Source organism: Microvirga roseola (assembly GCF_020866965.1).
GTDB lineage: Bacteria > Pseudomonadota > Alphaproteobacteria > Rhizobiales > Beijerinckiaceae > Microvirga > Microvirga roseola.
The window spans coordinates 72,701-98,993 of record NZ_JAJATX010000011.1; the positions used below are offsets into that span (position 1 = coordinate 72,701).

At 64.8% G+C, this 26,293-nt stretch carries 25 protein-coding genes and 2 pseudogenes; 12 read left to right on the forward strand and 15 right to left on the reverse strand.

Annotated elements, in window-relative coordinates; genetic code table 11:
* Nucleotides 1–88 precede the first annotated feature (88 nt).
* From LG661_RS09545 to LG661_RS09560, 4 genes are all read left to right on the forward strand, one after another.
* The gene (locus LG661_RS09545; RefSeq protein ID WP_230531649.1) at nt 89–706 is read left to right on the forward strand and encodes a 50S ribosomal protein L25/general stress protein Ctc; all 618 of its coding nucleotides are present in this window, start codon (nt 89–91) and stop codon (nt 704–706) included.
* Between the two features lie 94 nt (nt 707–800).
* A complete protein-coding gene (pth, locus tag LG661_RS09550) occupies nt 801–1,433 on the forward strand; it encodes an aminoacyl-tRNA hydrolase (protein WP_230531650.1) in 633 nt (210 codons plus the stop codon).
* Between the two features lie 26 nt (nt 1,434–1,459).
* On the forward strand, nt 1,460–2,557 hold the full coding sequence (gene ychF / locus LG661_RS09555) for a redox-regulated ATPase YchF (protein ID WP_230531651.1): 1,098 nt from the start codon (nt 1,460–1,462) through the stop codon (nt 2,555–2,557).
* 109 nt (nt 2,558–2,666) lie between these two features.
* Nucleotides 2,667–2,816: a hypothetical protein gene (locus tag LG661_RS09560; protein WP_230531652.1), complete on the forward strand. Its 150-nt coding sequence runs from the start codon at nt 2,667–2,669 to the stop codon at nt 2,814–2,816.
* A gap of 27 nt (nt 2,817–2,843) precedes the next feature.
* On the opposite strand, the gene LG661_RS09565 is transcribed toward LG661_RS09560, so the two are convergent.
* Together LG661_RS09565 and LG661_RS09570 are read right to left on the reverse strand one after the other, a co-directional pair.
* Nucleotides 2,844–3,266, reverse strand: a complete 423-nt coding sequence (locus LG661_RS09565; protein WP_230531653.1) for a group III truncated hemoglobin — start codon at nt 3,264–3,266, stop codon at nt 2,844–2,846.
* A 214-nt stretch (nt 3,267–3,480) separates the two neighbouring features.
* Nucleotides 3,481–4,515, reverse strand: a complete 1,035-nt coding sequence (locus tag LG661_RS09570; protein WP_230531654.1) for a hypothetical protein — start codon at nt 4,513–4,515, stop codon at nt 3,481–3,483.
* A gap of 299 nt (nt 4,516–4,814) precedes the next feature.
* On the opposite strand from LG661_RS09570, the gene nfi reads away from it, so the two are divergent.
* The 3 genes from nfi (at nt 4,815) to LG661_RS09590 (ending at nt 9,303) form a co-directional block, all read left to right on the forward strand.
* Nucleotides 4,815–5,483: a deoxyribonuclease V gene (nfi, locus tag LG661_RS09575; protein ID WP_230531655.1), complete on the forward strand. Its 669-nt coding sequence runs from the start codon at nt 4,815–4,817 to the stop codon at nt 5,481–5,483.
* A 186-nt stretch (nt 5,484–5,669) separates the two neighbouring features.
* The gene (locus LG661_RS09580) at nt 5,670–8,138 is read left to right on the forward strand and encodes a calcium-binding protein (protein ID WP_322098851.1); all 2,469 of its coding nucleotides are present in this window, start codon (nt 5,670–5,672) and stop codon (nt 8,136–8,138) included.
* A 154-nt stretch (nt 8,139–8,292) separates the two neighbouring features.
* On the forward strand, nt 8,293–9,303 hold the full coding sequence (locus tag LG661_RS09590) for a MaoC family dehydratase (protein ID WP_230531656.1): 1,011 nt from the start codon (nt 8,293–8,295) through the stop codon (nt 9,301–9,303).
* A gap of 22 nt (nt 9,304–9,325) precedes the next feature.
* Here the strand turns inward: LG661_RS09590 and LG661_RS09595 are convergent, their stop codons facing one another.
* From LG661_RS09595 to LG661_RS09635, 9 genes and pseudogenes are all read right to left on the reverse strand, one after another.
* Nucleotides 9,326–9,892, reverse strand: a complete 567-nt coding sequence (locus LG661_RS09595; RefSeq protein ID WP_230531657.1) for an HD domain-containing protein — start codon at nt 9,890–9,892, stop codon at nt 9,326–9,328.
* Between the two features lie 23 nt (nt 9,893–9,915).
* The gene (locus LG661_RS09600; protein ID WP_230531658.1) at nt 9,916–10,461 is read right to left on the reverse strand and encodes an adenine phosphoribosyltransferase; all 546 of its coding nucleotides are present in this window, start codon (nt 10,459–10,461) and stop codon (nt 9,916–9,918) included.
* A gap of 70 nt (nt 10,462–10,531) precedes the next feature.
* Entirely contained in the window at nt 10,532–11,404 is an 873-nt protein-coding gene (locus LG661_RS09605; protein WP_230531659.1) for an S-methyl-5'-thioadenosine phosphorylase, read from the reverse strand.
* A 49-nt stretch (nt 11,405–11,453) separates the two neighbouring features.
* A complete protein-coding gene (locus LG661_RS09610) occupies nt 11,454–12,104 on the reverse strand; it encodes a 2'-5' RNA ligase family protein (RefSeq protein WP_230531660.1) in 651 nt (216 codons plus the stop codon).
* A 71-nt stretch (nt 12,105–12,175) separates the two neighbouring features.
* Nucleotides 12,176–13,060 (reverse strand): cytochrome c1, encoded by an 885-nt coding sequence (locus LG661_RS09615; RefSeq protein WP_230531661.1) that lies wholly within the window; start codon nt 13,058–13,060, stop codon nt 12,176–12,178.
* 23 nt (nt 13,061–13,083) lie between these two features.
* On the reverse strand, nt 13,084–14,364 hold the full coding sequence (locus LG661_RS09620) for a cytochrome b (protein ID WP_230531662.1): 1,281 nt from the start codon (nt 14,362–14,364) through the stop codon (nt 13,084–13,086).
* A gap of 25 nt (nt 14,365–14,389) precedes the next feature.
* Entirely contained in the window at nt 14,390–14,938 is a 549-nt protein-coding gene (petA, locus tag LG661_RS09625) for a ubiquinol-cytochrome c reductase iron-sulfur subunit (protein WP_230531663.1), read from the reverse strand.
* A gap of 207 nt (nt 14,939–15,145) precedes the next feature.
* Nucleotides 15,146–15,532: pseudogene (locus tag LG661_RS09630) on the reverse strand (ATP-binding cassette domain-containing protein); the annotation flags it as partial.
* 19 nt (nt 15,533–15,551) lie between these two features.
* A pseudogene (locus LG661_RS09635) lies at nt 15,552–17,114 on the reverse strand (ABC transporter ATP-binding protein); the annotation flags it as partial.
* Nucleotides 17,115–17,214: 100 nt separating this feature from the next.
* Here LG661_RS09635 and LG661_RS09640 point away from each other — a divergent pair.
* Together LG661_RS09640 and hemF are read left to right on the forward strand one after the other, a co-directional pair.
* Nucleotides 17,215–17,691, forward strand: coding sequence for a tRNA (cytidine(34)-2'-O)-methyltransferase (locus tag LG661_RS09640; RefSeq protein ID WP_230531665.1), 477 nt, complete (start codon nt 17,215–17,217; stop codon nt 17,689–17,691).
* An 11-nt stretch (nt 17,692–17,702) separates the two neighbouring features.
* Nucleotides 17,703–18,599, forward strand: a complete 897-nt coding sequence (gene hemF / locus LG661_RS09645; RefSeq protein ID WP_230531666.1) for an oxygen-dependent coproporphyrinogen oxidase — start codon at nt 17,703–17,705, stop codon at nt 18,597–18,599.
* Here the strand turns inward: hemF and LG661_RS09650 are convergent.
* From LG661_RS09650 to LG661_RS09665, 4 genes are read right to left on the reverse strand one after another with little or no spacing between them, the layout of a single operon-like run.
* Nucleotides 18,586–19,830: a CCA tRNA nucleotidyltransferase gene (locus LG661_RS09650; RefSeq protein ID WP_407666692.1), complete on the reverse strand. Its 1,245-nt coding sequence runs from the start codon at nt 19,828–19,830 to the stop codon at nt 18,586–18,588. The two genes, hemF and LG661_RS09650, sit on opposite strands and share 14 nt — an antisense overlap.
* The gene (locus LG661_RS09655; RefSeq protein ID WP_230531668.1) at nt 19,830–20,087 is read right to left on the reverse strand and encodes a DUF6111 family protein; all 258 of its coding nucleotides are present in this window, start codon (nt 20,085–20,087) and stop codon (nt 19,830–19,832) included. Before LG661_RS09655 ends, LG661_RS09650 begins: the two co-directional genes overlap by 1 nt.
* Entirely contained in the window at nt 20,084–20,722 is a 639-nt protein-coding gene (locus tag LG661_RS09660) for a CoA pyrophosphatase (RefSeq protein WP_230531669.1), read from the reverse strand. Before LG661_RS09660 ends, LG661_RS09655 begins: the two co-directional genes overlap by 4 nt.
* Complete coding sequence (locus LG661_RS09665; protein ID WP_230531670.1) at nt 20,722–21,321, reverse strand: DUF1285 domain-containing protein; 600 nt, start codon at nt 21,319–21,321, stop codon at nt 20,722–20,724. The genes LG661_RS09660 and LG661_RS09665 overlap by 1 nt, the downstream gene beginning before the upstream one ends.
* A 203-nt stretch (nt 21,322–21,524) precedes the next feature.
* Between LG661_RS09665 and LG661_RS09670 the strand changes: the two genes are divergently transcribed.
* The 3 genes from LG661_RS09670 to LG661_RS09680 are packed head-to-tail and all read left to right on the forward strand — an operon-like array spanning nt 21,525 to nt 26,292.
* Complete coding sequence (locus tag LG661_RS09670) at nt 21,525–22,541, forward strand: AAA family ATPase (RefSeq protein ID WP_230531671.1); 1,017 nt, start codon at nt 21,525–21,527, stop codon at nt 22,539–22,541.
* A gap of 10 nt (nt 22,542–22,551) precedes the next feature.
* On the forward strand, nt 22,552–23,478 hold the full coding sequence (locus LG661_RS09675; protein ID WP_230531672.1) for a DUF58 domain-containing protein: 927 nt from the start codon (nt 22,552–22,554) through the stop codon (nt 23,476–23,478).
* 3 nt (nt 23,479–23,481) lie between these two features.
* Nucleotides 23,482–26,292 (forward strand): DUF4159 domain-containing protein, encoded by a 2,811-nt coding sequence (locus LG661_RS09680; RefSeq protein WP_230531673.1) that lies wholly within the window; start codon nt 23,482–23,484, stop codon nt 26,290–26,292.
* Nucleotide 26,293 lies beyond the last annotated feature (1 nt).

Consider the following 26,293-nt stretch of genomic DNA (forward strand, 5'->3'; position numbering starts at 1 on the left):
GAGGCACGGGCGCGGACCTCATGGCCGCCCAACGGTTTTGGACCTTGGCGGCCATCGGTTTTTACAACCCAATTTAAGGACCACGACCATGAGCGAAACAAAGCAAATCAAGGCCGTGGCGCGCGACCGGGCCGGCAAGGGGGCCGCCCGGGCCGTTCGTCGCCAAGGCCAAGTTCCTGCCGTCATCTACGGCGCCGGCCAGCCGGCCGAGGCGATCGCCCTGGACTTCAACCAGACCAAGCAGCTGATCTTCGCCGGCCACTTCCTGACCACGATCTTCGAGATCGACGTGGACGGCAAGAAGACCCGCGCCATTCCGCGCGACTACCAGCTCGACCCGGTGAAGGACTTCCCGCTCCACATCGACTTCTTGCGCCTCTCGCAGGGCCAGGCGATCAAGGTCGTGGTGCCGGTGCACGTGGTCGGCCAGGAGAAGTGCCCGGGCGTGAAGCGCGGCGGCACCCTCCAGGTCGTCGAGCACTCGATCGAACTGCAGGTTTCGCCCGACGCGATCCCGGATTACGTGGAGGCTTCGGTCGAGGGTCTCGACATCGGCTCCTCGGTTCACCTCAACGACATCAAGCTGCCGAACGGCGCGAAAGCGACCTCCGCCGAGAACCTCACCCTCGTCACCGTCGTTGCCCCGACGGGCATGAAGGAAGAGGCGGCTGAGGCTCCGGCCGAAGGCGAGGCTGCTTCCGCCTGATTGGCCTGACAACGGGCGTGAAGCCCTCCTGACCGGCTCCGACGCTCCGACCGCAAGGCCGGGGCGTTTCTCTTGATGGAGACCCTGCAAAGCGATGCAACTCTTCGTCGGACTCGGAAATCCCGGATCCCGCTACGCCCGGAACCGCCACAATATCGGTTTCATGGCCGTGGACGAGATTGCGCGCGTGCACAATGCGGGCCCCTGGCGCAAGCGCTTCCAGGCCGAGACGGCGGAGGCGGTGATCGGCGGGGAGAGGGTGCTGCTGGTCAAGCCGCAGACTTTCATGAACCTGTCGGGCCAGTCTGTCGGCGAGGCGCAGAATTTCTTTAAGCTGCCGCTCTCGAGCATCACGGTCTTCTACGACGAGCTCGACCTGCCGCCCGCCAAGCTCCGGGTAAAGATTGGCGGCGGCAATGCAGGGCATAATGGGCTTCGCTCGATCTCGGCCCATTGTGGCAACGATTATCGGCGTGTGCGCCTGGGCATCGGTCACCCTGGCCACAAGCCCCTGGTGCAGAGCCATGTGCTCGGCGACTTTGCGAAATCCGAGGAGGCATGGGTCGAGGACCTGTGCCGCATCATCGCCGACAACGCTCCCCTCCTCGTCAAAGGCGAGGACGGGAGCTTTCAGAACAAGGTCCACCTCGCCCTGGAGGCGAGGGGCTGGACGGATGTGAAGCGGCCCGGAGAAAAGGCCGCCGAAGGTAAAAACAACGCCGGCTAGATGCCGGCCATGCAAGGAGTGAGGCCATGGGCTTCAAGATGGGCATCGTCGGCCTGCCTAATGTGGGCAAGTCCACCCTCTTCAATGCGCTGACGCAGACTGCGGCCGCGCAGGCTGCCAATTATCCGTTCTGCACCATCGAGCCCAATGTGGGCGACGTGGCCGTGCCGGATGAGCGCCTGGACCAGCTGGCGGGCATCGCGGGCTCGGCCCAGATCATCCCGACCCGCCTCACCTTCGTGGACATCGCCGGCCTGGTGCGAGGAGCATCCCGTGGCGAAGGCCTCGGCAACCAGTTCCTCGCCAATATCCGCGAAGTGGATGCCATCGCCCATGTGGTGCGCTGTTTCGAGGATACGGACATCACCCATGTCGAGGGGAAGATCGATCCCATCGCCGACATCGAGACCATCGAAACCGAGCTGATGCTCGCCGACCTCGACAGCCTCGAGAAGCGCGTCACCGCGCTCGAGAAGAAGGCCAAGGGCAACGACAAGGAGGCGAAGGAAACCCTCGACCTCGTCAACCGCACCCTGCCCCTGCTGCGCGAGGGCAAGCCCGCCCGCATGGTCGAGCGCAAGCCGGAGGAAGAGCGCGTATTCCAGATGCTGGGCCTCCTCTCCTCCAAGCCCGTTCTCTATGTGTGCAACGTGGAGGAGGCCTCCGCCGATCAGGGCAACGAGTTCTCGGCACGGGTATTCGAGCGCGCGAAGGAAGAGGGCGCCAAGGCCGTCGTGGTCTCCGCCAAGATCGAGAGCGAAATCGCCGTTCTGCCGCCCGAGGAGCAGAAGGAATATCTCGATGCCGTCGGCCTTACGGAGCCCGGCCTCAACCGGGTGATCCGCGCCGGCTACGAGTTGTTGGGCCTTATCACCTATTTCACCGTCGGCCCCAAGGAAGCGCGCGCCTGGACGATCACCAAGGGCACGAAGGCTCCCGGCGCCGCCGGCGTGATCCACACGGATTTCGAGAAGGGCTTCATCCGCGCCGAGACCATCGCCTATGCGGATTACGTCTCGCTGAAAGGCGAAGCAGGCGCGCGCGATGCGGGCAAGCTGCGGCTGGAAGGCAAGGAGTACACGGTGCAGGACGGCGACGTCATGCACTTCCGCTTCAACACCTGAACCTGACGGAATCCTGAACGGACGCTTCTCAGGACGTTCAGGGCTGTTCCGGCAAAAAGGGCCTGCATGGGGGTTTAAAGTCATGCAGGCTGCACTTGAAGATAACGTCATGACATTCGGAAATTCCATCATCTCGTCGAGCCTCGGCGGCGCAGAGCTTTTCGTCGCTGCGCTGGTCGCCTGCGGGCTTCTCATGATTGCCATATCGGCCCTGCTGCCCAAGGATTCCAACGACAAGCTGGAATGGTGGGAGCGCTGAGCGCTCTCACCCGAGAGGGCTCGCTCTCTATGGAAGCCTGAGCGCCTTCGGCCCGATTCCGAGACCGATCTGCAAGCTGTCCGCAATGCGCTGAGCGCGGTCGATGAAGAAGTCCGCCACTTCGGGCTCACAGATTTCACGCGCCGTCTCCTCGAACAATGCGATCCAGAGGGCGAACAGCTCGGGCGTGAGGTCGAAACCCCTATGGGCCGCCTGCGGCTTTCCCTGGTAGCGGGTGGTTCTGAGAGCGACTGCCGACCAGAAATCCGTCATCCGCGCGAGGTGCTGGCTCCAGCGGCCGGCCAGGGGCTTCTGAAAGATGGGGCCAAGTTCGGGGTCACGGATCACCCGGTCGTAAAAGGTCTCCACAAGCTGCCGGATCAGCTCCTCCGAAACGCCCTCGGCCGGGCTGACGATCGGGATGCTGCGGCCTGCTGCTGACTGGGCCAATCGGGCCTCCTTTCGGCAAAACGGGACGGGAGCCTTATCCCCCATCCCGTTCAATCGATCCTTGCGAAAGGTCAAGCCGGGCCAACTGCCATCGGCCCGGCTTGCCGATCATTAGTGGTGGCCGCGGATAATCGGAGGCTTCGCCTGCGGTCCATGGGGATATTCCCGGCTGTGGGAGTGAGTGCTCAGCTCCATCTGCTGACCGGTCTCGTTCTCAGCTCCGTAGAATACCCCATGAAGTCCCCAGTAGCCGCTCACGAGCACCAGGAGGGCGACGGCAAGTCCGGCCGGCACCGTGGCCAGGCTGCCGAAGCGGCAGAGAATTCGGCATCTTTGCGGCAGCCGCCTTGGCTTCGCGGCAGGGGTCGGCGGCCACGAGAAAGAGCGCCGCCATGATCAGCGCATGGCCCACGAGGTCGATGCGGCCGAAGGGGTAGACCGCAGTGAAGAAGATCACCAGCAGGGCCACGGCCGAGAGGCGACGCACCAGCGGTGTCCAGAGCAGGCCGAAGCCCAGGGTGAACTCGGCGACGCCCGCCATCGGAATGAACACGTCGCGCGGCATGCCGAAGGTCAGGAAGGGCTTCTCCTCCACGAGCGGATAGAACCAGTCCGGATAGGCGAACTTCTCAAGGCTCGACCACATGAGCGCGATCGCAATACCCCAGCGGAGCGCCAGGAATCGGCGCGCGCGCCACTTCTCGTCATTCGAGGAGGCCATCAGCAGATAGGCGGAGACGCCGACGCCAAGAGCCAGATAGTCGAGCAGGTGGAAAAAGTCGTATTCGCGCAGCGCCACCACCCACAGGGTGATGATGCCGGCGGCTGCAATCGGCATCGTCCGGCGCGAGAACACGCAGGCTGCGATCAGAAGCTGCGCCCAGGAGATCAGCTCGGAATCCGTCTTGAGATCGGGGGTGAGATAGATGCCGCCGACCGCAAAGATGGCGACGAAGTAGGCGCCGATGGAGGCGCGCATGAAGTCGTCCGACCGGCTCCAGAGTGGCGCGCTGATTTTGTCGAGGCCCGTCTGGACCGCACGACCCAGCGTCATGCGTTCCACGGCAAGCGTGGCCAAGAAGAAGGCCAACACCAGGCCGATCCCGGTCCAGAACCATGGATTCGTCAGGGTTGTGGAAATCGGCTGGGGAGCCGCATCGACGATATAGGGTGCAAACCATTTCACATGGGCTTGGGCCGGCAGCGCAAACACGGCCCCGGCGCTCAGGGCTGCAAGGCCTGCAGCCACACGGCTCAACGAAAGCGGATTTCTCTCTCTTGTCTCATTTCCTGGCTCACGCGGCCCAAGGCCGTTCGCGGCATGTACGCAAGACATGACATCCTCGTTCTTGAAAGTCCTGATTGGATGCCGAAGAGATAGACCCGTGAGGGGACGGAGGAAATTCAGATCAAGCCCTTAAGGGCTTTTCCGTAAGCCTGCCATAGGCTTGGCCGTACGAGACATCCATACCCGGCAACCCGCTTTTCAGCCCGAGGGATCGTTTCCGAACCTTGAGCGTTGTGCCCCGGCCACCATCGAAACCGGACATGCAGCTTCATCGCCGACACGCTTGGGACCTCTCTCCCTCCGAGGCTATCGCCCTCCAGCAGGAGCTGCGGAACGAGGTCGTCTCGGACCGCCCCATCGATCTACAGGCGGTCGAGCTTGTGGCGGGTGTCGATGTGAGCGTGAAGAACGAGCAGTCGCAGGCAGCCATCGTCGTCATGACCTATCCGGGCTTCCTTCCGGTGGAGACGGTGCTAGCGCAGCGCCCGACCCCCTTCCCTTATGTGCCTGGCCTCCTGAGCTTTCGCGAGGGGCCCGTCCTCGAAGAAGCATTCGAGAAGCTGAAAGCGGAGCCGGACGTCTTCCTCTTCGACGGCATGGGCATCGCCCATCCCCGCCGCACCGGCATCGCAAGCCATATGGGCCTGTGGCTGCAGCGCCCGACCATCGGCTGCGGCAAGACGCTTCTCTGCGGGCGCTACAAGGATCTTGCCGAGGAGAAAGGCTCCGCCTCTCCCCTGATCGACCGGAAGGAAGCCATCGGCGTGGCCTTACGCACCCGCACCGCCAAGAACCCGATGTTCGTCTCCCCCGGCCACTTGGCAGACATCCCGACGGCAACCGAACTCGTTCTGCGCTGCTGCCTGAAGTACCGCCTGCCGGAACCGATCCGCATGGCGCATAACGCAGCGGGGGAGTTCTCGCCGTAAGCGTCCTCGCCATTGCGCACCGCTCTGTTTCCCGCATGCATCGCGCCCGCATTCCACCCCGTTGAGCGCTGCGAACCTGCGCGAAACGCTACTACGTCACCAAACCTATCTGTTCGGAGAGTTGGCGTGCGCAAGCCCGTTGGCGACAGATGGGGGCAATAGACATCCTTTCAAAGGAGCCATAGGATGGCGCGCTCCTTTCTTTATTCAAATGCATTGTCCTGGGAAGAACTCTTCTCGGGTCCATACACGATTGCCTCGTCATCAGACACTTCTTTCATCGTGAGCAAGACGATCCACGGCGTCGAGTGCAGTATAGCTTACACCGGCAATGCATTGCTTGGTGACAGTCCGGTCATAAACGAGGTCTTGGTCACAAGTCGGCAGACCGGTGCAGAGTTGGCGCGCATCGTAAGGTACTGGAACGAAGAAAACGACCCCGACGTCACCCGATCAATCGAAGAGTTGCAGAGCGGTGGCTTCGACGCGTTTGCGCACATTATGAACGGCGAAAAATCGTGTGTCCAAATCGGGTCAGCTCAAGGAGACACCATCATAGGTGTCGATACCGATACTGATACTGATGACCTCAATGGCAGGTCCGGTAATGACATCCTGATTGGCGGTGCCGGCGGCGACATCTTGTCGGGAGACGATGGCTTTGACTACGCTTCTTATCAGACTGCCAGCGCAGGCGTCATTGTATCCTTGAGCGGCTACCCCGGCTCCAATACCGGAGATGCGCATTGGGATCGGTTCTATGGCGTCGAAGGGCTGATCGGTTCTGCTCATAGCGATCATCTCATCGGCAATCGTTGGAAAAATCATCTGCTGGGTGGGAATGAGAACGATACGTTGTCTGGAACCAGCGGAGACGGTGGGCTTTTTGGAGAGCCCGGCGACGACACTCTCGATGGCGGCTCGGGCATAGATACGGCACAGTTTCGCTTCAACCGCGCCGACTACGACATCGCCGATGCAGGCGACGGCCATTGGCGTGTGAGCGATCGGACAGAAGACCGGGACGGGACTTCTTTGATCACCAACATCGAGTTCCTGAAATTCGCCGATCAAACCATCGCGGCACCGACCGGCTCAGGACCTATCTACGGCACCCCTGGCGCGGACTCGCTTTCAGGCACCCCTGGCGTGGATACAATTTACGGCGGCGGTAGCAATGACACCGTGCGTGGCGGCGACGACAGCGACATCATCTACGGCGATGCGGACGATGATGATCTCTATGGCAATGCCGGGGCGGACTCGCTCGTTGGCGGAGCCGGGGACGATGAGCTAAGCGGCGACATGGGAGACGATACCCTTATAGGCGGCAGCGACAACGATTTTATGTGGGGCTCCGGCGGGGGCAACGACGTTTTCGACGGTGGCGAGGGCACGGACAAGGTCAGCTATTATGGCGCCTCCAGCATCCAGCTCTACATGCAGCGACTGGGCGACGGCACGATCGCGGCAACAGACGCCAGCCGGGGAGTGGCTGCGGGTGATACCTTCATAGGCGTCGAGATCATCGACGGCACGGCCCAGGCCGACACCATCGAGGGCACCACGGGAGCGCAGACCTTCTGGGGGGCTGAGGGGGCCGATGTGCTCGCTGGCAGTGAAGGCAGTGACGAACTCAATGGCAGCGAGGACAACGACATTCTCGATGGCGGGGCCGACAACGATACCGTGGTGTTCGCCGGCAACCGGGAAGACTACATGATCTCGAAGGAAGGCGAAGCCTTCATCGTTGCCGACAAACGCAGCACCGATAGCGATGGAACCGACACGGTTCTCAACATGGAGATCTTCCGGTTCGCCGACGGCTCGATCACTGCGGGAAACCTGATCAACACGGCCCCCACAGCCATAGCATTAAATTTCGACGTGGTGGCCGAGAACACCAGAACCGGCACTGCGTTCGGTCAGTTCAAGGTGATCAATACCGCCAGTGACACGCATCGCTTCGAGCTCACCGACACTGCGGGCGGCCGCTTCGCCATTGATGCCGCCACCGGCGCCTTGGGCGTGGCCGACGGCGTCCGTCTCGATCACGAGCAGGCGACGAGGCACAGCATCACGGTGAAAGCCACCGACGGAGCCGGAGCATCAGTCACGAGAACCCTGTTCATCACGGTCGATGATGTCCTGAATGAGACCGCAACCGGCGGTGCCCTGGGCGACCTGATCCTGGGCGGGGCTGGCCGGGACATCTTCTCCGGCGCCGGCGGCAACGACACCCTCGATGGCGGTGCAAGCCACGACCGTCTGAACGGCGAGTCCGGCAACGACAAGCTCTCTGGCGGCAAGGGCAAGGACAGCCTGACCGGCGGCACGGGCCGGGACACCTTCGCCTTCGGCGACAAGGAGACGGGCCGATCCAAGTCCAAGGCGGACTACGTCCTCGATTTCTCCGGCCGTCAAAAGGACAAGCTCGACCTGAAGGCCGTTGACGCCAACACGAAGAACCGGGGCGACCAGAAGTTCTCCTTCATCGGCGACAAGGAGGCTTTCACCAAGGCCGGCCAGGTGCGCTATGAGAAGACGAAGAAGTATACTTACGTCTACCTCAACACCGACAACGAAAAGTCGGCCGAAGCGGTGATCAAGCTGAAGGGATCCATCGACCTCAGCAAGAGCCGGTTCGTGCTCTAGGACAGGTCGCGATCCGACCATCGGAGGGGACAGGCTGTGGCTTGTCCCCTTCTTTTTCGGCAAGCCTCGACCTGGAGACAGGGAACGGTTGCGGCAGCGGGTCTCCCGCGAGACGACGCTTTGTGCTAGGGCAAGCCCCGACAAGGGACTGCTCATGCATTATTTCGAAGATCTCACCCCTGGCACGAGCCGGATGCTCGGCCCGGTCACCGTCTCGAAGGACGATATCCTCGCCTATGCGCGGGAATACGATCCGCAACCCTTCCATGTGGACGAGATCGCCGCCAAGGACAGCTTCATCGGCACTCTCATTGCGTCGGGCTGGCACAGCTGCTGCATCAACATGCGCCTCTTCGCCGATGGGCTGGTCCTGGCCTCCTCGGGAATGGGGGCCCCGGGCATCGATGAGGTGAAATGGCTCAAGCCAGTGCGGCCCGGCGATACCCTGCGCTCGCGCATGACGGTCCTGGAAAGCCGTCCTTCCAAGAGCCGCCCGTCCATCGGCCTCATCCAGTTCCAGTTCGAGATGCTGAACTCGTCCGACGAGACCGTTCTGACTCAAAAGAACTGGGTGATGTTCGGCCGCAAGGGAGCCGAGCCTTTCAAGGGAGAAGGCCGAAGTGCGCTGGCCGCAGCCGCAGCCTCCCTGCCGGATTCGACGCCGGAGCGCGAGTTGCCTCCCCTCTCGCGCAACCCCTTCTTCGAAGACCTTATCATCGGCGAAACCGATGAGCTTGGCTCCTACACCTTCCGGGCGGACGATATCGTCGATTTCGCCAGGCGCTTCGACCCGCAGCGGTTCCATGTGGATCCTGAAGCGGCCCGGAACAGCCTCTTCGGCGGGCTCTGCGCCTCGGGCTGGCACACGGCCAGCATCTGGATGAAGCTGATGGTCGTCCATCGCGAGCGTGTCCGCGCCGGAGCGCTGGCCCGCGGCGAGCGGGTCTCGCGGCTGGGCCCCTCTCCCGGCTTCACCAACCTGAAATGGCTCAAGCCCGTCTATGCGGGCGACACGGTCACCTACCGCTCGACCGTGACGGGCAAGCGGGTTTCCGCCTCCCGCCCCGGCTGGGGTCTGGTGTTCCACCACAACACGGGCGTGAACCAGCACGGCGAAGACGTCTTCGCCTTCGATGGCGCGGTGTTCTGGGAGCGGCGGCCGTGATCGAAGCGCGGCGGCCGGCGGATTATCCCGCCTGCCTCGCTTGGGTCTCTGCATCGAGAAGGCTTCGGATCTCCACCAGAAGCGGGTGAGCGGAGGTCTGCCTCAGGCCATAGGTCAGGTTGAAGGCATAGTCGAAGTCAGGCGGGTTTCGCCCTTGCGTGTGCTGGAGAATGGTCTCCAGCTTGTCGAAGCCCTTCGCCAACACCGCTTCCGGCGTGGCAGCGCTCTCGTATTCTTCCCACAGGGACAAGGTTTCGGCGCGCTGGGCAGGCGGAAGCGGCTTCGTCAGCTCCTCCAGATCGGCGCGTTCGCGAGCAGCCTTGTTGCCGTCCTCTGCTTGGGCCACGGCAGGAACATCGCCGCTCAGGGCCTCGCCGAGATCGTGGACGATGCAGATCTTGAGCAGCTTGGTGAGGTCGATATCGCCCAAGGCATCTGCGAAGACCATCACCATGAGACAGAGGCGCCAGGTGTGCTCGGCCGTGCTCTCCGGCCGTCCGCCGGAAGTGTGACCGCTTCGCAGTACGTCCTTCAGCCTCTCGGCATTGCGCAGGAACTCGAGAGCGCCCCTGATCTCATCCCTCAGCATGCTGGCCGCCTTCCTGGGGGCGCCTAGTGGCCTTCGAAGCTCACGAGGCTGCGCACCTCGACGCCGAGGTCGCGCAGCTTCTGCGCTCCTCCGAGATCCGGCAGGTCGATGATGAAGCAGGCCGCCACGATATTGGCGCCGATCTGTCTCAGAAGCTGGGCCGCTGCGACGGCCGTGCCGCCGGTAGCGATGAGGTCATCCACCAGGAGGACGCGATCGTCCTGGCCGATGGCATCGGTGTGGATCTCCATTTCGTCCACGCCGTATTCGAGCGAATAGGCGATCTTCACCGTCTCATGGGGCAGCTTGCCCTTCTTGCGGATCGGCACGAATCCCGAGGAGAGCTGGTGCGCGATGGCCCCGCCCAGGATGAAACCCCGCGCCTCGATTCCAGCCACCTTGTCGACTCGTCCGCCTGCGAAGGGGTGGACGAGTTCGTCCACCGCGCGCCGGAAGGCCCGCGCGTCGCCGAGCAGGGTCGTGATGTCCCGGAAGACGATGCCGGGCTTCGGGTAATCCGGGATCGAGCGGATCGCCGCTTTCAGGTCGGTGAGGAGGCGCTGGTCCATTCAGGTTCTCAGGTGTTGGCGGTTCATCTTATCGGCTGGCGGCGGCAAACGCCATGTGCAGCATTGCGGCTTACTTTAGGACCCGGCCCGCCACGGCGTCGAGCTTCCGCAGCAGGTCGGGGTCGCAGGCCGTTGGCGCGGTCATGATCGCGCCTTCGAGCGCCCGGTCGGAACGCACGGGGCATGGCTCGTGCTCGGCGGGAAGATCGCGGGCGACGCGGGCGATCAGCCGGGCCGCCTTCGTCGCGTTCTGCTGGGCAACGGCGACGACGGAGGCGACGTCCACATCGTCGTGCTCCGGGTGCCAGCAATCGTAGTCGGTCACCATGGCAATAGTGGCATAGGTGATCTCGGCCTCGCGGGCGAGCTTGGCCTCCGGCATCGCCGTCATGCCGATGACGTCGTAGCCGAGGTTCTTATAGGTGATCGATTCCGCATAGGTCGAGAATTGCAGCCCCTCGATGCACACGAGCGTGCCACCGAGAGTGAAGGGAATATCCTCCGCGACCGCCGCATCGGCGATGCGCTGCTGCAGCAGTGGGCCGACCGGATGAGCCATGGGCACATGCGCCACGCAGCCCTTTCCGAAGAACGAGGACTCGCGCTTGTGGGTTCGGTCCACATACTGGTCCACCAGCACGAAGAAGCCGGGGTAATACTCCTCGCGGAAGGAGCCGCAGGCGGAGACCGAAATGAGATCCGTGACCCCGGCCCGCTTCATCACGTCGATATTGGCGCGGTAGTTGATGTCCGAGGGCGAGTAGCGGTGGCCCCGGCCATGGCGGGGCAGGAAGGCGACGCTCGTCTCCCCGATGCGCCCGATCCGCAGCACATCCGACGGCAGCCCCCACGGGGATTCAATGGGCTGCTCCCGCACATCCTCCAGCCCGGGCAGGTCGTAGACGCCCGATCCGCCGATAATCCCTAAGACAGCCTTCGTCATCGGCTCCTCATCCTGCCAGAGCATCCTTGGCCATGGGTGGGGACATACCTCATGGCAAGCCCTTTCCCAAGCCGGTCCCGCCGGGAGAAACTCGAGCGAGCGGGAAGGACGCGATCTCGTCCGTGGCGATGCAGGGATAGAGCGTCTCGCGGACGAGCCTGATCGTCTCAACACGGGCCGGGATTGCGAAGGGAAGGCTCTCGGCCGCCCGGATCGCGGCTTCAGGAACTGGCACGGCGGTTCGATAGCGGGCGAGCGTCGTATGGATGAAATCGTAGCGCAGCGGCTCACTGCCGGGCGGCGGGGGAATGGTTTCGGCGATCCGGCGCCTGGCAGCCTCGATCAGGCCGCTCTCATCCTCAGCCAGGGCGACGGTGGCTGAGTTTGTGACCTTCACCCGGGAGAAGCACAGATTCATGGCCCCGTACCCGGAGCAGAGCCCCATCAGCAGATCCCGGATCGGGCCGGCTATGCGGGCCCAATAGGCCTCCTTCTCAAAGGCCCCCTTCACCGGAACGAGGGCATAGATGGTGACGTGAAGCGCCTCGGGCGGGGTGAGGTTCAGGGGCGTCGGCCAGAACTCGGCCAGATTTCGCTGAAGGCCCGTGAGGCCCCGCAGCGTTTCGGGGCTCAGGACCGGCTGAACGTGATAGGCGAGGCTGGGCTGCCTCCAGAGATCGTCGGCGATGGTCTGCAGCATCCCGCGGAAAATAGGCGCGGGAGGGCCGCACTCAATGAAAAAGGCCCCGAACCGGGGCCTTTTCGCGTCTTTTATGGATTGTGCGTCATCGGTGGGGTGGCGTGGCCTTCGACCTCGCCGCCCACACGGGCCCAGATCTTCTTCTTCGTGAAGTAGAGCAGGCCGGCGAGCACGATCAGGAACAGCATGACCTGGAAGCCGAGGCGCTTGCGGGCCTCGAGATGCGGCTCCGCCGTCCAGACGAGGAAGGCCGTGACGTCGCGGGCGTACTGCTCGACGGTCTCCGGGGCCTGCGGCTGGCCGGCCTCATTCCTCGGATATTCGACCTGGCCGTCGCTAACCGGCTTCGGCATCGCGATGATGTGGCCCGGGTAGTAAGCGTTCCAGTGCCCGCCGGCGGGGACTTCGGTACCGGCCGGCGGCTCGACATAGCCGTTGAGCAGCGCGACGAGATAGTCGGCGCCGTTCTCGGAATACTGACGGAAGACGTCCGTGATCCACCAGGGGAAGCCGCGCTCGAAGGTGCGGGCCTTGGCGATCAGGGACAGATCCGGAGGAGCCTTGCCGCCGTTGGCCGCCGCAGCCGCGTTCTCGTTCGGGAACGGCGACGGGAAGCGGTCGGCAGGGCGGCCGGGACGCTCGAACATGTCGCCGGCCTCGTTCGGGCCGTCCTGGATCTGGTACTCAGCCGCGAGTGCACGGACCTGCGCCTCGGAGAATTCCGGGCCGCCGGGCTCCGCCAGGTTGCGGAAGGCAATGTAGGAGAGGCCGTGGCAGGAGGCGCAGACCTCCCGGTAGACCTTGAAGCCGCGCTGGAGCTGCGCCCGGTCGAAGGTGCCGAACGGGCCCTGGAAGCTCCAGCTGAGCTGCGGCGGGACCGGGGTCTCGCCGGCGGCGAAAGCCGGAGCGGAGAGACCGAGGATCGCGGCGGCGATGAGAAGAGTACGCTTCATCATTGTCTTATTCCTCAACGCTCGCATCAGCCTTTGGTCTGCGGCTCGGCATTGGCGCCGGATGGCAGGCCAGCCCCACCCTTCTGCACGCCCATGACGGATTCGAGGATCGAATTCGGCAGCGGCAGCGGACGCTCGACGAAGCCGAGCACCGGCAGGACGATCAGGAAGTGAGCGAAGTAGTAGGCGGTGCAGATCTGGGACATGATCACGTACCAGCCCTCGGCGGGGCGCGAGCCCAGCCAACCGAGCAGCAGGCAGACGACCACGAACAACCAGAAGAACTGCTTGTAGAGCGGACGGTAGGCCGTGGAGCGAACCTTGGAGGTGTCGAGCCAGGGCATCAGGCACCAGATCAGGATCGCCGCGATCATGGCGATGACGCCGCCGAGCTTGTCGGGAATGGCGCGCAGGATCGCGTAGAACGGCAGGAAGTACCACTCGGGAACGATGTGCGCGGGCGTCACGGCCGGGTTGGCCGGGATGTAATTATCCGCGTGTCCCAGGTAGTTCGGGATATAGAACACCCAGTAGGCGAAGAAGATCATGAACACCACGACGGCAAAGACGTCCTTGATCGTGGCATAGGGGGTGAACGGAACCGCGTCCTTGCCCGACTTGATCGGAATGCCGGTCGGGTTGTTCTGGCCCGGCACGTGCAGCGCCCAGACGTGCAGGATCACGACGCCGACGATCATGAAGGGCAGGAGGTAGTGCAGAGAGAAGAAGCGGTTGAGGGTCGGGTTACCCACCGAGTAGCCGCCCCAGAGATAGCTCACGATCGTCTCACCGACGACCGGGACCGCCGAGAAGAGGTTCGTGATCACCGTGGCGCCCCAGAAGCTCATCTGGCCCCAGGGAAGCACGTAGCCCATGAAGGCGGTGGCCATCATCAGCAGGAAGATGATCACGCCCAGGATGTAGAGAACCTCACGCGGCGCCTTGTAGGAGCCGTAGTAGAAGTTCCGGAAGATATGGACATAGACGGCGATGAAGAACATCGATGCGCCGTTGGCGTGCAGATAGCGGATCAGCCAGCCGTAATTCACGTCGCGCATGATGTGCTCGACCGACTGGAAGGCCAGCGCCGCATTCGGCGTGTAGTACATGGCCAGGAACACGCCGGTCAGGATCTGCGCGACGAGCATGAAGACCAGGATGGCGCCGAAGGTCCAGAAATAGGTCAGGTTCCGCGGCACCGGGAAGGCGATGAACGAGGAGTGGACGAGGCCAGCGATCGGCAGGCGGCTCTCGAACCACTTGCCGAAGGCGCTCTTTGGAACATAGGTCGTGGAATGTTGACTCATGGGTATCGCCTGATCGTCGCTTAGGTTACGCCGTAGCTTCTTGGCCGATGATGATCTGCGTGTCGGACGCGAAGGTATAAGGCGGGATCGGCAGATTGATCGGGGCCGGGCCGGCACGAACGCGGCCGGAGGTGTCGAAGACCGAGCCGTGGCACGGGCAGAACCAGCCGTTGTACTCGCCCGCATTGCCCAGCGGCACGCAGCCCAAGTGGGTGCAGTTGCCGTAGACGACGAGCCACTGAGCGTGGTCCGCCTTCACGCGGTCTGCATCGGTCTCGGGATCGCGCAGGGTCGCGACGTTCACGTCCTGGGCGGCCGCGATTTCGGCTGCCGTGCGGTGACGGATGAAGATGAGCTTGCCGCGCCAGAAGACCTTCACGATCTGCCCTTCGGCGATCGGCGTCAGATCCACCTCGACGGGCGCGCCAGCCGCCACGGTCGCCGCATCGGGCGCCAGGGACTGAACAAAGGGCCATACCAGGGTTGCTGCGCCGACTGCCGCGGCAGCGCCCGTGGCGATAAAGAGAAAATCGCGCCGTGTCGGCTCAGCGACGTGAGTGGTGGTCTCGGCCACTTGGCTCTCCAGCATTGATCCAAAAACGAGAACCGCGCGTCTGTAATGCCGTGGCAACCCAGGCACTTGGCACGCTGCTTTCCCGATGGAACAAGCATGAGCGCCAACGCGCGCGCAATGCGACTGGGAGTCGCCGCGCGGTGGCTCTTTGGCACGGCCAAGCCCGGCTGTCCATAGGTGGATTGGAGATGTTCCAGCCTGTTTGACCTAGATCATGGCCGTTTCATCAGCCCCGAGAAAGCCTCCGGACTGGCGCCGCCACAGCCTTGCATAGAGGCCGCCCGCCTCCAGGAGTTCGGCGTGGCTCCCCTCCTCTACGATCCGCCCCTGTTCGATGACGATGAGCCGGTCGAGCGCCGCAATGGTGGAGAGCCGGTGGGCAATGGCGATGACGGTCTTGCCCTCCATGAGGGTGGAAAGCGACTCCTGGATGGCCGCCTCGACCTCGGAATCGAGCGCCGAGGTCGCCTCGTCCAGCACCAGGATGGGGGCATCCTTGAGGATCACGCGGGCAATGGCGATGCGCTGACGCTGGCCGCCGGAGAGCTTCACCCCCCGCTCGCCCACATGCGCGTCATAGCCGCGGCGGCCCTTGTGGTCNGGGGGCATCCTTGAGGATCACGCGGGCAATGGCGATGCGCTGACGCTGGCCGCCGGAGAGCTTCACCCCCCGCTCGCCCACATGCGCGTCATAGCCGCGGCGGCCCTTGTGGTCTTCGAGCTGCATGATGAAGTCGTGGGCATGGGCCAGGCGCGCCGCCTGCTCGACCTCCCGGTCCCGGTCCCGGGCGCCCGGCCGGCCGTAGGCGATGTTATCCCTGATCGAACGATGCAGAAGGGAGGTATCCTGCGTCACCATGGCGATGGAGGCCCGCAGAGAATCCTGGCTGACCGTCGCGATGTCCTGCCCATCGATGAGGATGCGCCCGCCTTCCAGGTCGTGAAGGCGCAGGAGAAGGGAGGTGATGGTGGTCTTGCCGGCCCCGCTCGTACCCACGAGGCCGACCTTCTCGCCCGGCCGGATGGTGAGGTCAAGCCCCTCGATGACGCCCTCCTCCCGGCCGTAGTGGAAGGATACGTTCTCGAACCGAACCTCTCCTTGCGTCACCTGAAGGCGAGGCGCATCCGGGGCGTCCACGACCCCATGCGGACGGGCGATGGTCTCCATGCTCTCCTGCACCACGCCCACATTCTCGAAGACCCCACGCACGGTCTGCATGACCCAGCCCGACATGGCGAGAATGCGCATGATGAGGGAGAGTCCCGTCGCCGCCTCGCCGCTCGACATGAGCCCCCGCGTCCAGAGCATGACCGAGAGAGCCCCGGTCGAGACCAGCAGAGCGCTGTTCATGATGGCGAGCAGGCCCGTCACGCCGGTGATCAGCCGGAAGGAGTTGAGGAAGGCCTCCGTGTGCGCGGCGATGGCGTCCCGCACGGCAGAGCGCTCCTCGTTGCTGCGCGCGAAGAGCTTGACGGTCAGGATGTTGGTGTAGCTGTCGACGATCCGCCCCACGAGGACCGAGCGGGTATCGGCCACCTTCCGGGACCGGTCCTTCGCCCGCGGCACGAAATAGCGCAGCAGCACGATGTAGCCGACGATCCACAGTCCCATGGGCATGGCGAGCCAGGGGCTGACCGTGGAGAACACGCCCAGGGCCGTGAAGGCGAAGATGGCCACGTAGAGCAGGGTATCGAGGATCGTGACCGCAATTTCGCGGATGGAGCCTCCCGCCTGGGTGATCCGGTTGGCGAGCCGCCCGGCGAAGTCGCCCTGGAAGTAGCTCAAGGAATGGCCCAACGTATAAAGATGGGTCCGCCACCGGATCATATTGGTGCTCTGGGGCACCAGGATCTGGTTCGTGATGGTCTCATGCACGAAGTGCAGGACAGGGCGCAGGAAAAGGATAAGCCCGCCGACCAGCAGCAGCTGATTTCCGTAATCCTCCCAGATCCGCTCCGGCGTCGAGGTGGCGAGGATGTCCACCAGCCAGCCGAGCAGGATGTAGAGGGAGGACTCGAACAGACCGACGGCGAGCGAAACGAAGAAGAGGACGACGAACCAGTGCCGGAGCGGCCGAAGATAGTACCAGGCAAAGCCGCTCACCGTATCGGGTGGCGTCCTGTCCTCGGCGAAAGGGGCAAAGGGGTCGATCCGCTTTTCCAGCCAACGAAACATTCTGATCCCCGGATCCCCTTCAGCCCGATGCCTGCATTAACATCATGGGAGGCGAAGCGTTCACTTGACGGACGCGCCTCTTCACCCGATGACGCATCCCATGCCCCGTCTCGCCATCTTTCAACCGGACATCCCCCAGAACACCGGCACGATGCTGCGCCTGGCCGCCTGCCTTGGTGTTCCGGTCGAGATTATCGAGCCTGCGGCCTTCGACGTCTCGGACCGGAACCTCCGCCGGTCCGGCATGGACTACCTCAACAACGTAACGATTACACGTCACATTTCCTGGCGCGCCTTCGAGTCCTGGCGGCAGGAGAGCATGGCCCGGCTGGTTCTCGCCACCACGAAGGGCGCTATGCCCTATGCGGATTTCGCCTACCGGCCTGACGACATCATCCTCGTGGGGCGGGAATCGGCAGGCGTTCCGGACGAGGTTCACGAGGCCGCAGACGCCAGGGTCATCATCCCCATGCAGTCAGGCATGCGCTCCCTCAACGTGGCGGTCACCGCCGCCATGATCCTCGGCGAGACCCTGCGGCAGACCGGCTCCTTTCCCGCCATTTCCCTTCAAACCTGAAGCGATCCGATATGACCGACAAAGCCGCCGTCGAGCGCCTGCAAACCGAATCTCCCATCTGGTTCGCCTCTCTGCGCGACCGGATCTGCGCCGCCTTTGAGGCGCTTGAGGACGAGGTAAAGGCCCCCCTCCCCCCGGAGGCCTCCGAGCCCGGGCGCTTCGAGCGGACCCCCTGGGAGCGGAAGGACCACAACGGCAATCCTGGCGGCGGGGGCATCATGTCCATGATGCGGGGCCGCGTTTTCGAGAAGGTCGGCGTCCACGTATCGACGGTCCATGGTGAATTCGCGCCGGAATTCCGCGGCCAGATCCCCGGCTCCGACCAGGATCCGCGCTTCTGGGCCGGAGGGATCTCGCTCATTGCGCATCCCTGGAACCCGAACGTTCCGACCGTCCACATGAACACCCGCTTCGTCGTGACGACCAAGCCCTGGTTCGGCGGCGGGGCGGACCTGACGCCCGTGCTCGACAGGCGCCGGACCCAGGACGATCCCGATTCCATCGCCTTCCACAAGGCGATGGAGGAGGCCTGCAGCCGGCATGCGCCGGAAGGCTCTTACGAGAAGTACAGGAAGTGGTGCGACGAGTACTTCTTCCTCAAGCACCGCAACGAGCCGCGCGGCATCGGCGGAATCTTCTACGATTATCACTGGACCGGAAACCCGGACGAGGATTTCGCCTTCACCCGCGACGTGGGCGAGGCTTTCCTGAAGATCTACCCGGACATCGTGCGGCGCAATGCGGGGCTCCATTGGACCGAGGAGGACCGCTTCGAGCAGCAGGTGCGGCGCGGACGCTATGTGGAGTTCAACCTGCTCTACGATCGCGGCACGATCTTCGGTCTGAAGACCGGCGGCAACATCGCCTCGATTCTCTCCTCGATGCCGCCGACCGTCAGGTGGCCGTGAGGACCCTTCTCAGAAGATCGCTGGCATAGGCCCCGTCCGTCCGGCAGCCCTCGGCGAGCCAGGCCTGACGGGCCTGAGCCATGAGCTCCCCGATCCTCGGCCCCTTCGGAATGCCGCCTGCCATGAGGTCTGCCCCCCTGAGTGGGAAGACCGGGACCGGCTCAGCACCACTGCGGAAGCGCTCGAGAGTCTCGGAAGCCTCAGGGTGGACAACCGGTGCGGGTTCATCTGCGGTCGCCGCCAGCGCCACACCGAGCGTCTCGACATCGTGGTCGGCCACGAGGCGGCGGACCGCCAGGGCGTTCAGAGGCAGAGGCATGGTCTTCAGGATCGCGAGCAGCCGCGCATAGGCGGCGAGCTTCTTGTGCTCGTCGTTGGAAAGCCGCAGGTGCTCCCTCAGGCGCTCCGCATCCTCCTCGACCAGCACGGCGAGCGCCGCCAGTCGCCGGATCGGAGCCGCGCCGTCCCTCATATCGGCGACAGCCCGCTCGAAACGTCCGAACTCGGCAACCCCGCCCAGGAGCCATGTGAGAAAGCCGTGTTCGGCAAGAATGCGGATGGTTTCCCCGGCCCGCTGCGCCACGAGGAGCTTCAGAAGCTCATGGCGGACACGCTCCTTCGACAGGATTGCAAGTCCCTGGCGCTCGTGCCCCGCAGCGGCAAGCCCCTCCGGATCGGGCTTGCCCTGCGCATATTCCGCATGGAAGCGGAAGAAGCGGAGGATCCTCAGGTAATCTTCACGGATGCGCTTGTGGGCATTGCCGATGAACCGGACCCGCCGGGCCGCCAGATCCGGAACCCCGTCCGTGTAATCGTAAAGCCGCCCATCGCGTCCAAGCGAGAGGGCGTTGATCGTGAAGTCCCGCCGCCGCGCGTCGAGTTCGAAATCGCGACCGAAATGGACCACGGCGTGGCGTCCGTCCGTCTCGACGTCCTCGCGCAAGGTGGTGACCTCGAAGGGCTCGCCGTCGACAATGACCGTGATCGTGCCATGCTCGATGCCGGTCGGAACGGCCTTGAGGCCTGCCTCTCCCGCCCGCCGGGCGATTTCATCCGGCAATGCGGTCGTGGCGCAATCCACCTCGGTTACGGACCGTCCGAGCAGGGCGTTGCGCACGGCGCCGCCGACGATGCGCGTTTCCTCGCCCCCGCCGTTCATGACGTCGAGCAGGCGTCGCAGCTGCGGGCGCTCCGGAAGGCCGGCGAGCGCCTGGCGGTCGAGAGATTCGATCAATTGAAACGTCCTGGAACGACACGCCCGTCTTCGACATGGGTCGGCACGAAGCCGCCCGTCTGACGCTCGGCCGTGATCCCGCCCACGATCAGCGAGACGACGACGATAGCAAGCCCGGCGATCACGAGCCAGCCGGATTGGGCGCTCCACTGGGACCAGGCCATGGGGTTGCGACGCTGGATGAGAAGATAGATGGCGAAGGCGGCGAAAGGCAGGAAGAAAAGCACCAACTGCTGGACAACCGCACGCGTCATGAACCGTAGAGCCTTTCGTACAGATTGCGGATGATGCCCGCCGTCACACCCCAGATATAGCGTTCCTCGAAGGGAATGGCATAGTAGCGCCGCATCCGGCCCTTCCATTCCCGCTGGTGGAGCTGGTGGTTCGCGACATCCATCAGGAAGTCGAGCGGCACCTCGAAGGCGTCCGCGACCTCATGCGGATTGAGGTTGAGGGTGTAGGAGGGGGAGACCCGCCCAACCACCGGAACGACCAGGTAATTGGTTGTGGAGAGATAGGCGTCGAGGTAGCCGAGCGGACTGATGAAGCCGCCGTCGAGGCCGATCTCCTCCTCGGCTTCGCGGCAGGCGGCCTCCAGGATCGAGGCGTCCGTCGGGTCGACCCGCCCGCCCGGAAAGGCGATCTGGCCCGAATGCTGGCGCAGATGCGCCGAGCGCTCCGTCAGGAGCACCATGGGCTCCTCGCGCATGACGATAGGGACCAGCACCGCGGCGGGCTTGGGGTTCAGGGGATGGACCAGGGGCACATTGTCGAGAGAATGGTCGCCCCTCGGATTGGACAGGGAATCCTCGAAGCCCGGCGGCTCCGGCCGCAGCCTGGCGGCCGCCAGGGCCAGGAAATCGTTCGCATCCAAGGAGGTTGTCGTCATCAGGACGCACCCAGATCGGCGACCGGAGCAATCGGAAAGAAGGCTCCTCCGGCCCAGAGGCCGAAAACGGCTCCGCTGTCGGTCTCCCGCTCCTTGCCGAGCGCGATCAGGTCGAGGGCCAAAGTCCGCGTGACCAGAGCCCAGAGATCGCCCCGCACCCGCACATAGGGCCTCACACCCCCTTGCTCGTCCTGCTCGAAGCGCAGGGGACGGTCCGGCCCGATCTGCACGAGATCGTCCACGTTGGTGCGGAAGGCGATCTGGCGGTTCTCGCCATCCCCCTCCACCGCCATCTCGACGGCGAGGAACGGCGCATCCTCGACCACGATCCCCACCCGCTCGACCGGGGTGACGAGCACATAGCGCTCGGGATCCTTGCGCAGCACCGTCGAGAAGAGCTTCACGAGGGCCGGGCGGTTGATGGGCGTGCCCATGTAGTACCACGTTCCGTCCGCGGCGATGCGCATGTCGATCTCGCCGCAATAGGCGGGATTCCAGCGCTCGACCGGAGGCGGCCCTTTCCGCTTGGCGTCGGAGCCGAGGGCCTCGCTCAGCCTTGCGAGGGCGCTGCCGGGATGTGAGGGAGCAGCTTCTGTCATGACATAAGCGTGAACGGGAAAAATGACATTGTGAGTTCGACGAAGCGGAAACGGATGCTACTTCCTAGAGCATAGAGGCATCCGACGGGTCGTCCAGCGCAGCGCCTTCATTGCTGCGGCGCAACGACCCGCTTGCTTATATCCATGCACCAAAGGCAGACTAGCGTCTGGGGGCCGACGCTAATGAGTGGAGATTGAACCTCATGACGGCCAGCATTTCTCAAGCGCCCACCGCCCTGGACGATGCAATCATCCGCAATGCGGAGGCGACGCTTGAGACTGTCGGGCGTGCCCGTGAAGCGATCCACACGGTCATCTTCGGTCAGGAACAGGTCGTCGACCTGACGCTCATCACCCTTCTCGCCGGCGGTCACGGCCTGCTCGTGGGCGTTCCGGGCCTCGCAAAGACGAAGCTCGTGGAGACGCTCGGCACGGTCCTGGGCCTCGATGCCCGCCGAGTCCAGTTCACCCCCGACCTGATGCCCTCCGATATTCTGGGCTCCGAGATCCTCGAGGAAGGCGCCGACCGGCGGCGCTCGTTCCGATTTGTGAAGGGGCCGATCTTCACACAGCTCCTCATGGCGGACGAGATCAACCGCGCAAGCCCCCGCACCCAGTCCGCTCTGCTGCAATCCATGCAGGAATACCACGTCTCGGTCGGCGGCGAGCGGCACGACCTGCCCCGTCCCTTCCACGTACTCGCAACCCAGAACCCCATCGAGCAGGAAGGCACCTATCCCCTGCCCGAGGCCCAGCTCGACCGATTCCTTCTCCAGATCGACGTGGGCTACCCGGATCGCGACGCCGAGCGACGCATCCTCATCGAGACGACCAGCGCCGAGGAGCGCAGGCCCGTCGCAGTGATGGATGCCGAGACCCTGATGAACGCACAGCGCCTCGTTCGCCGTCTGCCCGTGGGCGAGAGCGTCGTGGAGGCTATCCTCGATCTCGTCCGCTCCGCCCGTCCCGAGGGCGAGAACCTGGAGGGGGTGACCGACAAGCTTCTCTGGGGCCCCGGACCGCGCGCCAGCCAATCGCTGATGCTCGCCGTTCGCGCCCGCGCCCTCATTCAGGGCCGCGTGGCCCCGTCGCTCGCCGACGTTGTGGCGCTCGCCGAGCCGGTGCTGAAGCACCGCATGGCGCTGACCTTCTCCGCCCGCGCGGACGGGGAGACCATCGGAGGCGTCATCGGACGCCTCACGTCGCGGCTGGCGGGTTAAGGTCCTCGCCATGGCCCGTGTCCGGGTCCTGCCCGAGAGCGCCCGCTCACCGGGGCGGCATGAGACGGAGAACGCCCTTACGCTGGCGCAGCGGATGCCCCGCCTTGTGCTGGAGGCGCGCCGCGTCGCCGCGAACCTCTCGCACGGCATTCACGGCCGCCGGCGCGCGGGTATCGGTGAGACCTTCTGGCAGTTCCGGCCTTTTGTGACGGGTGAGGCCGCGCAGCGGATCGACTGGCGACGCTCGGCCCGGGACGACCGGCTCTATGTGCGTGAGCGCGAGTGGGAGACGACCCAGAACGTGTGGATATGGATTGACCGCTCCGCGTCCATGGGCTTTGTATCGGATCTGGCGCTGGCTCCCAAGATCGAGCGGGCCGTCGTGCTGGGCCTCGCCCTCGGCAGCTCCTTCGTCGAGGCGGGGGAGCGCGTGGGCATGCTGGGCCTGATGTCGCCGCGTGCGAGTCGGCGCATCGCGGAGACCATGGCGCAGACCATGGTGATGGATCGCACCTCGCTCGAGGACGACCTGCCTCCCCAGGCCCCCATCGCACCTCTCGACGAGGCGATCCTGATCGGCGACTTTCTCTCGCCCGTGCGGGACATCGCCGGCATGGTGGAAGGCGTCTCGTCGCGCGGCGCGCGGGGCCACCTCGTGATGATCGTCGACCCGGTCGAGGAGACCTTTCCCTTCCAGGGGCAGGCCGTGCTGCACGACCTGGAGGACGGGCTCTCGCTCCGCATCGGCGACGCCGCCGCCTGGGGCCGGGCCTATCGTGAGCGCATCGCGCGTCACCGGGGGGAGATCGAGGACCTCGTCCGCCGCCGAGGCTGGACCATGACCATCCACCGGACGGACCGTCCCGCGAGCGAGGCGGCGCTTCGCCTCATGACTCTTGTGGCGACCTCCCGCGGCTCCAATGTGGGAGGGCGGTAAACCATGCTAGGCCTTCCCATCACCTTCACCGTTCCTCTCGTCCTCACCGCTCTGGCGGCCCTGCCGGCGATCTGGCTGTTGCTGCGCATTACGCCGCCGCAGCCGCGGCGCGTCGATTTTCCTCCGCTGAGAATCCTCGCCGATCTGCGCCCCGAGCAGGAGACGCCCGCGCGTACGCCCTGGTGGCTGCTGCTGCTGCGGCTCCTGCTCGCCGCGTTCCTGATCCTCGCGGCCGCGGGGCCGACCTGGAACCCGCTGGGTGAAGGCGGCAGCCGCGCGCCGCTCCTGCTCGTCCTCGACAACGGATTCGCCGCAGCCCACGACTGGCGCGAGCGGATGAGCCTTGCCGAGGAGCGCATCGAGGCGGCCGGCCGCGACGGGCGCGTCGTGGCGCTTGCGGCGGTGGCGGAGACACCGGTTGCGCTGCAGCCTACCAGCCCTGCGGCGGCTCTGGAGCGCCTGCGGCCCCTCAAGCCGCTCCCGCACCTTCCCAACCGCGAGGCACATCTCGACTCCATCCGCCGCTTCATGGAAGCGACGCCCGACGCGGAAATCGTCTGGATCAGCGATGGGGTCGCGGGCGTTGACGGTCAAGGCTTCATCGAAGGGCTGACGCAAATGGCGGAAGGTCGGCAGGTCACCGTTCTCAAGACCGAGCGGGCCTCCGCTCTCGCGCTCGCCGGTACGGAGAATGCGGTCGGACAGCTCAACGTGACCCTCGTCCGGGCCGAGCCGAACGGACGCGATGCAGGCATCCTCCGCGCCCTCGATCTGAAGAACCTCCCGCTGGCGGATATGCGCTTCGCCTTCGACCCGAACGCCACCGAGACGACGGTCGCCTTCGACCTCCCGACGGAGATCCGGAACGCGATCGCACGCATCGAGGTCCTTGGGGAAGGATCGGCGGGAGCCGTGAGCCTCGTGGATGAGCGCAGCAAGCGCCGGCGCGTCGGCCTCGTCTTCGGCGGCACCTCGGATCAGGCGCAGCCGCTCCTCTCGCCACTCTACTACATCGAGCGCGCGCTCTCGCCCTATGCGGAGATCCGAACGGGACGCGGCGGCATCGCCGATGCGGTGAACCAGCTCCTCGACGAGCAGGTCTCGATCCTCGTCCTCGCCGATGTGGGCGGGCTCGACCGTGAGACCCAGGCCAAGGTCGCCACCTTCGTCGAGGAAGGCGGCATGCTTCTGCGCTTCGCCGGCTCACGTCTCGCCGCCGGCAATGACGAGCTCGTGCCCGTGCGCCTGCGCCGCGGCGGTCGGAATCTCGGCGGCACGCTTTCCTGGGACACGCCAAAGACCTTTGCGCCCTTCACGCGTGAAAGCCCCTTCTTCGGTCTCGCCGTCCCGGACGAGATCGGCATCCGCCGCCAGATTCTGGCAGAGCCTGAAGGCGACCTGCCCTCGAAGACCTGGGCGTCGCTGGCTGACGGCACGCCCATCGTCACCGCCGACAAGCGCGGCGATGGCCTGATCGTGCTGTTCCACGTCACCGCCGACACCACCTGGTCGAACCTGCCGCTTTCGGGCCTCTTCGTCGACATGCTGCGAAGGATCACGCCGCTCGCAGGCGCACCGGGCGACGTGACGGCGGAAGCACGCAATGCGGAGATCGAAACGGTCGCGCCGCGCCTCAATCTCGACGGCTACGGCATCTTCATCTCGCCCCCGGCGAATGCCCGCGCAGTTGTCCGCAATTATGCGGAGCGCGCGACGCCGGAGCATCCTCCGGGCTTCTACGGCCCTGTCGATTCGAGTCTTGCCGTGAACGCTCTGGTTCCCGACGACAGGCTGGCGCCGCTGAACTACGCACCGCTTCAGGCTCGCATCGCGCCGCTTGCCGGAGCGCAGACCATCGATCTGCGCACGCCTCTCTTCATGCTGGCTCTCATCCTGCTCCTGATCGATACCTTCGCCTCCCTCTGGCTCGGCGGGCATCTGGCGAACCTCACCGGCCGCCGCATGCGCCGGGCGGGAGCGGCCGCCGCGATCGCCCTGGCCGCTGTTCTGCCGATCTTCGGCTCCGTCTCGGAGCTGAAAGCGCAGGACTTTCGCCCGGATCCGAGAAGCGAGAGCAGCAATCCCGCCCTGGTGACGCGGCTCGCCTATGTGATCACAGGCGATGCGCAGGTGGACGAGACGAGCCGGGCGGGGCTGTTGGGACTGACCGAGGAGCTGGAGCAGCGCACGGCCCTTGCCCCGGGCGAGCCCATCGGCATCGACCCGGCGCGGGACGAGGTGGCCTTCTATCCGCTCATCTACTGGCCCATCGTCGCGAACCGTCCCCTGCCTTCGGAAGCCGCCATCCGGAGCATCGACGCCTTCATGAAGGGCGGCGGGACAGTGATATTCGACACGCGCGATGCGTTCAGCAGCCGCCCCGACCGCGCAGTAAGCGCGGAAGGCCAGCAGCTGCGCCGTATGCTCTCATCCCTCGACATTCCCGAGCTGGAGCCCGTGCCGGCCGATCACGTGCTGACGAAGACCTTCTATATTCTCGACAACTTCCCCGGCCGCTACGCCACGGGCCAGACCTGGGTCGAAGCGCTGCCGCCTCAAACGGAGGGCGAGGAGAGCCGGCCGGCCCGCTCGGGTGACGGCGTGTCGCCGCTCATCATCACCTCGAACGATCTGGCAGCCGCCTGGGCGGTCGGCCCCCGTGGAGAATGGCTCTATCCCATCGTCGGCAGCGACGAGCGCCAACGGGAATTGGCCTATCGCAGCGGCATCAACATCGTCATGTACGCCCTGACCGGAAACTACAAGGCCGACCAGGTGCACGTGCCCGCTCTGCTCGAACGCCTCGGGCAGTGAG